A 12,478-nucleotide genomic window follows, 5' to 3' on the forward strand; every position below is an offset into this window, starting at 1 on the left:
AATTCCTAACAATTTCATGTGTTAGGAATTTTTTATTTTAATTACAATCGGTAACAAAATACAATATCATTCGTCTTATTCATAAATCAAAAAACGAACAAATTTGGAAACTATTTTAAAAATCACCAATCTTAATAAGATTTTTAACAGAAAATTACACGCCGTTAAAAACGTGTCTTTTGAAATCAAAAAAGGGAATGTATATGGAATTCTTGGGCCAAATGGATCAGGAAAATCAACCACTTTAGGAATAGTATTAAATGTAGTGAATAAAACTTCAGGTGAATTTGAATGGTTTGAAGGAAAAACCAGCACACATGATGCTTTAAAAAAAGTAGGAGCCATCATTGAAAGACCTAATTTTTATCCATACATGTCTGCTAAAGAGAACTTAGAATTGGTTTGCAAAATCAAAGGAACTTCTTTTGCAAAAGTGGACGAAAAACTAGAATTAGTTGGCCTTTTAGAACGAAAAAACGACAAATTCAAAACTTTTTCTTTAGGTATGAAACAACGTTTAGCAATTGCTTCTGCATTACTAAACGACCCTGAAATTTTAATCTTAGACGAACCTACAAATGGTTTAGATCCTCAAGGAATTCGTCAAATTAGAGATATAATTAGAATCATTGCTTCACAAGGAACAACTATATTATTGGCTTCGCATTTATTAGACGAAGTTGAAAAAGTGTGTAGCCATGTAGTGGTTTTGCAAAAAGGTGTAATGCTATATCAAGGTTCGGTTCATAACATGATTGAAAATAACAGCTTTTTTGAATTAAAATCTGCTAATATTCAACAATTAAAAGAAGTACTTCAAAATCACGCTTCTGTAGAAAAATTGATTGAAGAAGAAGGAAGGTTATTGGTTTATATGAAACAAGAAATTGCAGCTCAAGAGATTAATTCTTATCTATTTGAGCGCAATATTGTATTAGAACATCTTGTGAAAAGAAAAAATAGCTTAGAAGAACAATTTTTAGAATTAACCAAAAACTAACAACGGTATGTACAGATTACTTTCTATCGAATTTCAAAAAATATGGAAAAACAAAGCGAGCAAAGTTTTATTGATTGCTTATTTTGTATTACTAAGTTTTATTGCATTAATAGCTTCTATCAAATTTAGCATTGGTTCTTTTGAAATTAGAATTGCTGACCAAGGAATTTTTAACTTCCCTTACATCTGGCATTTTAATACATATGTAGCAGCTTTATTCAAAATTTTCTTAGCAATTGTAATTGTTTCTATGATGGCAAACGAATACACTTACGGAACTTTAAAGCAAAATCTAATTGATGGATTGAGTAAAAAAGAATTTATTCTTTCAAAATTCATTGTAGTAGGAACTTTTGCATTAGCTTCAACTGTTTTTATATTTATTTTGTCTTTAATTTTAGGCTACTCTTTTTCTTCTTATAACGAAATTGGAATAGTTTTTTCAGACATGGAATATCTTTTAGCCTTTTTTATTAAACTCGTTGCCTTTTTCTCTTTCTGTTTATTCATCGGAATATTAGTAAAACGAAGTGCTTTTGCGTTAGGTTTTATATTTATTTGGTTCATTGCAGAAAACATTTTTTATTGGATTGTAAAATTTGTTATTCTTGGAGGAGATGATAAACATAAAAACTTTGGTGACACAATCATTCAATATTTTCCAATTGAGTCGATGAGTAATTTAATAAAAGAACCAATTACCCGACTGAATGCCATTAAAACAATAGAAGCTACAATTGGTGGCGCAAAAGTTGCAAAAGATTATAGCATACATTTCTCACAAGTTTCTATAGTATTAGTTTGGACTTTAATTTTCATTTTTGCATCCTATTACATCGTAAAAAAGAGAGATTTGTAGTATCTTTGCTGATGCTATGATTACAAAAATAAATACCCTTATAATTGTGCTTTTCGGATTGATTTTTCAGTCTGGAAAAGCGCAATATATTTCTGTTGACGAAGGTTATTCCGCACAATACTTAGTTGAAAATGTTTTGATAGACAGTCCGTGTGCAAACGTATTTAATTTTAGTGTTTCTGGCGGAAACTTTGCTACTGGAGAAAAAAGTTATGGCTATTTTGACGCAACTGGAACTGGATTTCCTTTTGAAAATGGAATAATTTTATCAACTGGGAAAATAAATAATGCACCTGGTCCAAATTCATTTGTTTCTGATGATGGTAATGGAATGAGTTGGAATGGTGATGCTGATTTGAACCAAGCACTAAACATTAGCAATTCAATCAATGCTACAGTTTTAGAATTTGATTTTATACCATTAGGAAGTACAATTAGCTTCGACTATATTTTTTCTTCTGAAGAATATCACGGCACAGCAACCTGTCAATATTCAGATGGTTTTGCGTTTTTATTAAAAGAAGCAAGTGCCACAACCTATCAAAACTTAGCAGTTTTACCAGGCACAACTATTCCTGTAAAAGTCACTTCTGTTCATCCTGCTATTTCTGGAGGTTGTCCTGCACAAAACGAACAATATTTTGATGCTTTCAATAGCACAAATCATCCCACCAATTTTAACGGACAAACTAAAGTATTAACTGCACAAGCCGATGTAATCCCTGGAACAACATATCATATCAAATTAGTAATCGCTGATGAAGGAAATTATAGATATGATTCGGCAATATTTTTAGGTGGAGGAAGTTTCAATTTTGGCATTGATTTAGGCATTGACCGATTAATTGCAACTGGAAACCCACTTTGTCAAAGTGAAACATTACTTTTAAATGCAACACAAACAGGCGCAACAGGCTATCAATGGTTTCAAAACAATATTGCATTAGTTGGTGAAACAAACCCAACTTATCTAGTGAGTTCAGAAGGTGAATATTCAGTTGACATTAATTATGGAACATCGTGTCAAACAACTGGTGAAATTACAATTGAATATGCTACAAATCTTATAGTAAACCAAGATACATTTACGTTATGTGATGCAGATAGTAATCAGGATGGAAAAACAGTTTTTGATTTGAATACAATTATACTTAATCTATTTACAAATTTACCTGCAAATTATACTGTTTCATTTTTTGAAAATTCAAGTAGTACAACTGTTTTACCTAGTTTTTTTACTAATACTAATCCATTTAATCAAACTATATATGCGCGAATAATGAATATTCAAGGTTGTTATACTGATTATCCTGTGCATTTAGTAGTGAATACCTTTTCAACCTCAATTGTTGATGAAGAAGTTGGTTTGTGTGAAAATAATCCAATTACTCTAACGGCAGATTCAGGATTCACATATTCATGGAATACATCTCCCGTTGAAACTTCTCAATCTATTACAGTTAATGCTGCAGGAACTTATACTGTTACGTTAACCAATGCTAACAATTGTTCTAAAACAAAAACATTTACCGTTACTGCATCAGGAATTGCAACTATTAACGAAATTATAATTAATGATTTCTCAGATAATAATACTATAACTGTTGATTATTCTGGATTGGGTGTTTATGAATTTTCATTAAATGGTACTAATTTCCAAAATTCTCCAATTTTCTCAAATCTTAATGAAGGAGAATATACTGTTTTTGTCAATGACACTAAAGGCTGTGGCGTTGTTGCTGAATCATTTTACATTTTAAACTATCCAAAATACTTCACTCCAAATGGCGATGGAATTAACGATACTTGGTATGTTAAAAACCTACAGAAGCGCAATTTAGAAAATAGTACTATTTCAATATTTGACCGTTATGGTAAATTATTAAAACAAATAAACAGTATTTATGAAGGCTGGGATGGAACTTTTAATGGAAACAAACTACCAAGCTCAGATTATTGGTTTGTAATTGAATTAACCAATGGAAAAATAGTAAAAGGTCATTTTACACTAAAACGTTAGGCATAATTATTGCACAATAGCACACAAAATAATATATTCGCAGTATGATGCAAGCACACGAAATTGAAGCTATAAAAACACTATTAGCTACTCCAAAAAAAATTACCATAATCCCACATAGAAATCCTGATGGTGATGCTATGGGCTCAACATTAGGTTTATATCATATTCTAAAACAATTGCAACACGATGTTGTTGTTATAGCTCCAAATGAATTTCCAGATTTTTTAGCTTGGCTACCTGAAAGTGAAAAAGTATTAATTTTTGAACGTAGTTTTGATAAATGCAAAGCAATTATAGAAAAATCGGAAGTAATTTTTACTTTAGATTTTAATGCCTTGCACCGAATGGGTGACCAAATGGAAAACCTTTTAAAAACAATCGCTACTACCAGTATTATGATAGACCATCATCAATCGCCAGATGGTTATGCAACTTACACTTTTTCAGATACTTCTTATGGCTCTACTTGCCAAATGGTATATGATTTTATTTATCAATTAGGTTATGAAAACTTATTAAATAAAACGGCAGCCACTTGTTTATACACAGGAATTGTAACCGATTCTGGGAGCTTTCGCTTTCCAAAAACCACTAGTGCAACTCACAAATGTGTAGCGGATTTAATAGAAAAAGGAATTAACAATAGTGAAATTCACAATTTATTATTCGACAATTCTAGTTATAATCGATTATTATTACTTGGAAAAGCATTACAAAATTTAAAAATATTAGACCAATACAAAACTTCTTACATTACTTTAAGCCAAGATGAATTAAACGAATTTGGACATCAAAAAGGCGATACAGAAGGCATTGTAAATTATGGTTTAAGTATAAAAGGAATTGATTTTACAGCCATTTTTATAGAACATAAAGAAGAAGGAATTATCAAAATTTCATTCCGTTCACAAGGTGATTTTGATGTAAATCAATTTGCTAGAAATCACTTCAATGGAGGTGGTCACATCAACGCTGCTGGAGGAAAATCTTTTTTATCACTTGAGGAAACGGTACAACAATTTATTGCTATTTTAGCATCAGAAAAAAACAATAATTAATGAAACTTTATTTATACATACTAATTGCTTCAATTGGAATAACTTTTACAGGTTGTTCAAAACAGCAACAAGCTCGCAAACCAATTACACATTCTTCTGGAACTTTTATCAAAGAATCTATCGAAAGAAATAAAAAGTTAGTTGCCAATGAGGAAAAACTAATTGATTCTATTATTAAAAACGATACGTTAAAACAATACATAGCTTCAAACAAAGGATATTGGTATAAATATGAAACCAAACTTGAAGAAAGTACCGCATTTCCAAAAAGAGGCGATATTGCTTATTTTGATTATGAAATAAAGGATTTATTGAGTCGCGTAATTTATACAAAAGCGGAAACCAAACCTCAAATATATTATGTGGATAAGGAAAACATTATGATGGGATTGCGAGATGGCATCAAATTAATGAAAAAAGGAGAAACTATTACTTTCCTTTTCCCTTCTCATATGGCATATGGATATCATGGTGACGATAAAAAAATTGGAACAAACGAGCCACTTATTTGTACTGTAACATTAAACGATATTAAATTAGATACACAAGCAAAAAACTAAATGAAAACGATGAAACCCATTTCAATTTTATTTTTAAGTTTAATTACATTTCTTTCTTCTTGCTCAAAATCGCATGACCAATTAGCTGAAGGATTATATGCCGAAATTGAAACTTCAAAAGGCACATTAATTGCAAAATTGGAGTATAAAAAAGTTCCAAATACTGTAGCAAACTTTGTAACATTAACAGAAGGTAAAAACCCTTTTGTAAGCGAAGAATTTAAAGGAAAAGCATTTTATGACGGATTAAAATTTCACCGCGTAATTCCAGATTTTATGGCTCAATGTGGCGACCCGAATGGTGATGGTTCTGGTGGACCAGGTTATAAATTTAAAGATGAATTTCATCCCGATTTAAAACATTCAAAAGCAGGCATATTATCTATGGCTAATGCTGGACCTGGCACTAATGGAAGCCAATTTTTTATCACGCATAAGGAAACACCTTGGTTAGATAATATGCATAGTGTATTTGGAGAAGTAATAGAAGGATTAGATATTCTTAATACTATTGAAAATGAAGATCAAATTGAAAAAATTACGATTATCAGAATTGGAAACGAAGCTAAAAAATTTGATGCCGTAAAAACTTTCAAAAACTACTATGCAAAAGAAGCTAAAGCTCAAAAAGAAGCTGAAGAAAAAACAAGATCAATCAGAGAAGCAAAAGCGAAAGAGTTTGAATCAATAAAAGCAACAGGCACAAAAACACAATCTGGATTAATATATAAAGTTATTAAAAAAGGCACTGGAGTAAAACCGACAGTTGGAACAAATGCTTTTGTGCATTATGCAGGTTTTTTAGAAAATGGTCAACTTTTTGATACAAATTATGAAGATGTTGCCAAACTTTACGGAAAATTTGACCAAAACAGAGCTAACCAAAATGGTTATACAGGTTATCCAGTAACAATGGGTAATTTGCCTTTTATTCCAGGATTCAATGAAGGTGTTGAAATGATGAGTTTTGGAGACAAAATGGTTTTATATATACCCGCTAATTTAGCATACGGAGAACAAGGTGGTGGCGATGTTATTCCTCCAAATGCAAATATTATATTTGAAGTAGAACTTTTAGAAAAAATTACCAAATAAATAATATCTCAAAATGAAACAATTATTAAAAATTACACTAGCAATCCTTGGATTTGCAACCCTTGGATATGCACAAGATAAAAACCAAGATGGAATTTTTGCAGAAATCAATACCACGAAAGGGAAAATTGTTGTTGCGTTAGAATTCAAAAAAACTCCTATAACAGTAGCTAACTTTATTTCTCTTGCTGAAGGAACTAACACACAAGTAAAAGAAGCAAAAAAAGGAAAACCCTATTATAATGGTTTAAATTTTCATAGAGTTATTGCAAATTTCATGATTCAAGGTGGTTGCCCAGACGGAAATGGTTCTGGTGACCCAGGATATAAATTTACTGATGAAATTACTGATTTAACTCATGAAGGCCCAGGTGTTTTATCAATGGCAAATGCGGGTGCTGGAACAAATGGAAGTCAATTTTTTATTACTCATAAAGAAACTGGCTGGTTAAATGGCAAACACACTGTTTTTGGACACGTAATCTCTGGACAAGAAGTTGTAGACAAAATTGCTCAAGGCGATGTAATTAATTCAGTTGTAATTATTAGAAACGGAAAAGAAGCTAAGAAATTCAAAGCTGAAAAAGTTTTTGCCGAATATTTTAGCAAAAAAGAAGAAAACGATAAAATTCAAGCTACTAAAAATGATGCTGCCAGAAAATTACTAGCTGAAATTGCGGCTGAAAAACAAAAAAAACAAGCAGAACTTGAAGCACAAAAAAGAAAAGAAATTGAAGGAAAACTAGTTACAGTAAAAGCTGAAAAAGTTGCTTCTTTTAATGCTATGAAAGCTACTGCGACAAAATCACCATCAGGTTTACAATATGTTATAACTAAAAAAGGAGATGGCAAAAAGCCTGTTGAAGGTACTGATATTTACATCCATTATGCAGGATATTTTGAAGATGGTTCATTATTTGATAGTAGTTATGAAGATGTTTCTAAACTATACGGAAAATTTGATCAAAATAGAGCAGCTCAAAATGGATACGCTCCTTTTCCTTTTAAATTTGGCAACAAAGGCGGATTAATTCCAGGATTTTTAGAAGGAGTAAACATGATGTCATATGGTGATAAATTAACGCTTTTTATCCCTTCAAATTTAGGTTATGGAGAAAAAGGAGCTGGAGGAGTAATTCCACCAAATGCAAATTTAATTTTTGAAGTAGAAATTTTAGAATCTCAAACTAAATAGTTTCAAACATAAAAAAAAGCCGCTAAATTAATTAGCGGCTTTTTTATACTTACTTGAATTAAAATCTCCAATCAAATTCGTCTTTATCACTAAAAACGGCACCAACTTCAATCTTAATGATTTCGTTATAATCTACGTGAAAAAACAACCAGTTTTCTTCGTTAAAATAACTTATCATTCCTTCTACAGTATCGGTTTCAAATGGCTTAATTTTATTTTTTTCTAAAAGTGAATACACATCACTCCAATTCTTACCAATTACAGTCGTATTAAACAACTTTACAATTGGATTTGTGGTTGTCATATAACCTAATCTGAAATTTTCTTCTTTATAAAAAATCAAGCGAAGTTTTCTGGTGTTATACATAAAAACAACGTTTTCTTCTTCGTCTTTATATTGCGTATCAGGTTTACCCAAAATTTTAGTAACATCTTGCTCTTTCATTCCGAAAAGCAAATTGTCAATTCCATATTTTAATTTAATTTCCATTCTTGTTTATGCTAAAAAATCCCGACTTTCATCGGGATTTAAAAATTATGCTATTTTGAAACGTTTTCTATCGTTTTCATTCAAATAGATTTTACGTAAACGTAACGATTTTGGTGTTACCTCAACATATTCATCTTTTTGAATGTACTCTAATGCTTCTTCTAATGAGAATTTGATAGCAGGGATAATTCTTGCTTTATCATCATTTCCAGAAGAACGTACGTTTGTTAATTTTTTAGTTTTAGTTACATTCACCACCATATCATCACCACGTGAATTTTCACCAATTACCTGACCTTCGTAGATATCTTCATTCGGGTCAACGAAGAATTTACCTCTATCTTGTAATTTATCAATAGAATAAGGAATTGCTTTTCCGTTTTCCATAGAAATTAATGAACCACCTAAACGTCCTGGAATTTCACCTTTGAATGGTTGGTAATCAATGAAACGGTGCGACATAATAGCTTCACCAGCTGTAGCCGTTAATAATTGATTTCTCAATCCGATAATTCCACGAGATGGAATGTTGAATTTGATAATCATACGCTCTCCTTTAGGCTCCATAGATAACATTTCACCTTTACGGATAGTTACGAATTCTACGGCTCTACCTGAAAGATTTTCTGGTAAATCAACTGTTAATTCTTCAATTGGCTCACATTTTACACCATCGATTTCTTTGATGATAACTTGTGGTTGCCCAATTTGTAACTCATATCCTTCTCTTCTCATAGTTTCAATTAAAACCGATAAGTGAAGTACACCACGACCAAATACTAAGAATTTATCAGCAGAATCCGTTTCGTTAACTCTTAATGCTAAGTTTTTCTCTAATTCTTTTGATAAACGATCTTTAATGTGACGAGAAGTTACAAATTTACCTTCTTTACCAAAGAAAGGAGAATCGTTAATTGTAAACAACATACTCATTGTTGGTTCGTCAATTGCAATAGAAGTTAACGCTTCTGGATTTTCGAAATCAGCGACAGTATCACCAATTTCAAAACCTTCTAAACCTACAATCGCACAGATATCACCTGCAACAACTTCTTCTACTTTTTTACGACCTAAACCTTCAAAAGTATGTAATTCTTTAATTTTTGATTTGCTTATTTTACCATCTCTTTTCACTAAAGAAACATTCATTCCTTCACGTAAAACACCTCTTTGTAAACGACCAATCGCGATACGACCTGTAAACGAAGAGAAATCTAAAGATGTAATTAACATTTGAGGCGTTCCTTCAGAAACTTTAGGAGCTGGAACATGTTCCAAAACCATATCTAATAAAGGCTCAATATTTTCAGTTTGATTTCTAAAGTCATCAGACATCCAGTTGTTTTTAGCCGAACCGTAAACTGTTGGGAAATCTAACTGCTCTTCTGTAGCACCTAATTCAAACATTAAGTCGAAAACTTTTTCATGCACTTCTTCTGGAGTACAGTTTTCTTTATCTACTTTGTTAATAACCACACAAGGTTTTAAACCTAAATCAATCGCTTTTTGTAATACGAAACGTGTTTGTGGCATCGGTCCTTCAAAAGCATCTACTAAAAGACAAACACCATCTGCCATATTAAGTACACGCTCTACTTCACCACCAAAATCGGCGTGACCTGGAGTATCGATAATGTTGATTTTTGTTCCTTTGTAAGTTACAGAAACGTTTTTAGAAGTAATAGTAATACCTCTTTCACGCTCTAAGTCATTATTATCTAAGATTAAATCTCCTGTGTTTTCGTTTTCACGAAACAACTGACAGTGGTACATAATTTTATCAACCAAAGTAGTTTTACCGTGGTCAACGTGTGCAATAATTGCGATGTTTCTAATAGAAGTCATTTATTAATTTTTTGAAGGTGCAAAGGTAATGTTTATTTTGAGAAAAACACTATAGTAATCAATACTTTAGTTGAAATAACACAATAATAATGTATAAAAAAAGCTCTCGAAATGAGAGCTTTAGTATATTTTACTAATAGTAGATTACAAAGAAGCTACGTGTTTAGTTAATTTAGATTTTAAATTAGAAGCTTTATTATCATGGATAATATTTTTCTTAGCTAATTTATCAATCATAGAAATTACAGTTGATAATTTTGCAGAAGCTTCAGCTTTATCAGTAGCTAAACGAATAGCTTTGATTGCATTACGAGTAGTTTTGTGTTGGTATCTGTTTAATACTCTTTTTTTCTCGTTACTTCTAATTCTTTTTAAAGCAGATTTATGATTTGCCATTTTGTTTTAAATTTTAATTGTTATAAACTCTTAGTTAAAAAAGAAAAACCTCCCACATTCGCCTAGGCAAACACTTTGGTTTTAACTAATAAAGAAATCATCCGAGACACTGAACAATTACTTTATAAAACTAATTCACAACTAATTTTGTAGCCCGTAGGGGAATCGAACCCCTCTTACCAGGATGAAAACCTGGCGTCCTAACCGATAGACGAACGGGCCATTAACCAATTCTTTTTATTCTAAATATGTAGCCCGTAGGGGAATCGAACCCCTCTTACCAGGATGAAAACCTGGCGTCCTAACCGATAGACGAACGGGCCATTACATTATTTTTGTAATGCGAGTGCAAAAATACAACTAATTTTGATTCCTGCAAGACCTGAAATAAAAATTTTTATTTTTTTTTAATATGCTTTAGCAAAAAGCACGCGCCCTTTTGATGGAGCACCTGTAAATATACAGCTTCCAGCTTCTTCAACTCTATCCAAAGCGACACAACGAATGGTTGCTTTTGTAAGCTCTTTTATCTTTTCTTCAGTTTCTGCTGTACCATCCCAATGTGCTGCTAAAAAACCTCCTTTAGTTTCTAACAATTCTTTAAATTCCTCAAAAGAATTCACTTCTGTTATATGTGAATTTCTGTAATCCAATGCTTTAGCAAACATATCGTTTTGAATTGTTTCTAATAAATTTTGAATATATGAAGCTACACCTTCTTTAGAAACCACTTCTTTAGACAAATTATCTCTGCGAGCAATTTCGTAAGTTCCGTTTTCTAAATCGTTTGGTCCAAGAGCAACACGAACTGGCACACCTTTTAATTCCCATTCCGCAAATTTGAATCCTGGTTTTTGTGTATCTCTGTTGTCATATTTTACCGAAATACCCAGTTTTCTTAATTCAGCTGTTAAAACATTAACTTGTTCAGAAATTGCATCAAATTGCTCATCTGTTTTATAAATAGGAACAATAACCACTTGAATTGGCGCTAAGTTTGGAGGCAATACCAAACCTTTATCATCAGAATGTGTCATCACTAAAGCACCCATCAAACGTGTTGAAACACCCCAAGAAGTTCCCCAAACATGTTCTTGCTTTCCTTCTTTATTAGCAAATTTCACATCAAAAGCTTTAGCAAAATTTTGACCTAAAAAGTGTGACGTTCCAGCTTGCAAAGCCTTTCCATCTTGCATTAATGCTTCAATACAGTACGTTTCATCTGCACCAGCAAAGCGTTCAGTTTCTGTTTTCAAACCTTTTACAACTGGAATTGCCATAAAATTCTCCACAAAATCTGCATATACATTCATCATTTTTTCCGATTCTTCAATCGCTTCCTGACGAGTTGCATGAGCTGTATGTCCTTCTTGCCATAAAAATTCGGCTGTTCTTAAAAACAAACGCGTTCTCATTTCCCAACGAACAACATTTGCCCATTGATTTATTAGTAAAGGCAAATCTCTGTACGATTGCACCCAACCTTTGTAAGTTGACCAAATAATTGCCTCACTAGTTGGACGAACAATTAGTTCTTCTTCTAGTTTAGCATTTGGATCAACCATTAATTTTCCTGGACGAGTTTCGTCATTTTTTAAACGATAATGTGTCACAATAGCACATTCTTTTGCAAAGCCTTCCGCATTTTTTTCTTCGGCTTCAAACATACTTTTAGGTACAAAAAGCGGAAAATAAGCATTACTATGCCCTGTTTCTTTAAACATTTTATCTAATTGGGCTTGCATTTTTTCCCAAATTGCATAGCCATATGGCTTGATAACCATACATCCTCTTACTCCTGAATTCTCCGCTAAATCAGCCTTTACGACTAATTCATTATACCATTTGGAATAATCTTCCGCTCTTGTTGTTAAGTTCTTGCTCATTATGAATATTTTGGCACAAAAATTGTTTGTATAAATTTTAACTAAAATGTTTGGCAAAAATAGTTAAATTT

Annotated in this window: 11 protein-coding genes and 2 tRNA genes; 7 read left to right on the forward strand and 6 right to left on the reverse strand. The window is 31.9% G+C overall.

Going from position 1 to position 12,478, the window contains the following annotated elements:
* The first annotated feature begins 103 nt into the window (after positions 1-103).
* The 7 genes from G4L40_RS04180 to G4L40_RS04210 are packed head-to-tail and all read left to right on the forward strand — an operon-like array spanning position 104 to position 7,790.
* Positions 104-1,000 carry an ABC transporter ATP-binding protein gene (locus tag G4L40_RS04180; protein WP_166235900.1) on the forward strand — a complete coding sequence of 299 codons (897 nt, stop codon included), beginning with the start codon at positions 104-106 and terminating at the stop codon, positions 998-1,000.
* A gap of 7 nt (positions 1,001-1,007) precedes the next feature.
* Entirely contained in the window at positions 1,008-1,859 is an 852-nt protein-coding gene (locus tag G4L40_RS04185) for an ABC transporter permease (RefSeq protein WP_166235901.1), read from the forward strand.
* A gap of 16 nt (positions 1,860-1,875) precedes the next feature.
* Entirely contained in the window at positions 1,876-3,879 is a 2,004-nt protein-coding gene (locus G4L40_RS04190) for a T9SS type B sorting domain-containing protein (RefSeq protein ID WP_166235902.1), read from the forward strand.
* Between the two features lie 44 nt (positions 3,880-3,923).
* The gene (locus G4L40_RS04195) at positions 3,924-4,940 is read left to right on the forward strand and encodes a DHH family phosphoesterase (protein WP_207785320.1); all 1,017 of its coding nucleotides are present in this window, start codon (positions 3,924-3,926) and stop codon (positions 4,938-4,940) included.
* Entirely contained in the window at positions 4,940-5,500 is a 561-nt protein-coding gene (gene gldI / locus G4L40_RS04200; protein ID WP_166235903.1) for a gliding motility-associated peptidyl-prolyl isomerase GldI, read from the forward strand. The genes G4L40_RS04195 and gldI overlap by 1 nt, the downstream gene beginning before the upstream one ends.
* A gap of 9 nt (positions 5,501-5,509) precedes the next feature.
* Positions 5,510-6,595: a peptidylprolyl isomerase gene (locus G4L40_RS04205; RefSeq protein WP_166236021.1), complete on the forward strand. Its 1,086-nt coding sequence runs from the start codon at positions 5,510-5,512 to the stop codon at positions 6,593-6,595.
* A 13-nt stretch (positions 6,596-6,608) separates the two neighbouring features.
* Positions 6,609-7,790 carry a peptidylprolyl isomerase gene (locus tag G4L40_RS04210; RefSeq protein WP_166235904.1) on the forward strand — a complete coding sequence of 394 codons (1,182 nt, stop codon included), beginning with the start codon at positions 6,609-6,611 and terminating at the stop codon, positions 7,788-7,790.
* 58 nt (positions 7,791-7,848) lie between these two features.
* Here the strand turns inward: G4L40_RS04210 and G4L40_RS04215 are convergent, their stop codons facing one another.
* From G4L40_RS04215 to proS, 6 genes are all read right to left on the reverse strand, one after another.
* Positions 7,849-8,280: a hypothetical protein gene (locus G4L40_RS04215; RefSeq protein ID WP_166235905.1), complete on the reverse strand. Its 432-nt coding sequence runs from the start codon at positions 8,278-8,280 to the stop codon at positions 7,849-7,851.
* A gap of 45 nt (positions 8,281-8,325) precedes the next feature.
* On the reverse strand, positions 8,326-10,125 hold the full coding sequence (typA, locus tag G4L40_RS04220) for a translational GTPase TypA (protein ID WP_166235906.1): 1,800 nt from the start codon (positions 10,123-10,125) through the stop codon (positions 8,326-8,328).
* Positions 10,126-10,269: 144 nt separating this feature from the next.
* Positions 10,270-10,521: a 30S ribosomal protein S20 gene (gene rpsT, locus G4L40_RS04225; RefSeq protein ID WP_073583040.1), complete on the reverse strand. Its 252-nt coding sequence runs from the start codon at positions 10,519-10,521 to the stop codon at positions 10,270-10,272.
* A 150-nt stretch (positions 10,522-10,671) separates the two neighbouring features.
* Positions 10,672-10,743: transfer RNA gene (locus tag G4L40_RS04230), tRNA-Glu, on the reverse strand.
* A 29-nt stretch (positions 10,744-10,772) separates the two neighbouring features.
* Positions 10,773-10,844: transfer RNA gene (locus G4L40_RS04235), tRNA-Glu, on the reverse strand.
* Between the two features lie 84 nt (positions 10,845-10,928).
* Positions 10,929-12,407 (reverse strand): proline--tRNA ligase, encoded by a 1,479-nt coding sequence (proS, locus tag G4L40_RS04240; protein ID WP_166235907.1) that lies wholly within the window; start codon positions 12,405-12,407, stop codon positions 10,929-10,931.
* Positions 12,408-12,478: the final 71 nt, after the last annotated feature.

Origin of the sequence: Flavobacterium celericrescens (genome assembly GCF_011392075.1) — a bacterium.
GTDB classification, from domain to species: domain Bacteria; phylum Bacteroidota; class Bacteroidia; order Flavobacteriales; family Flavobacteriaceae; genus Flavobacterium; species Flavobacterium celericrescens.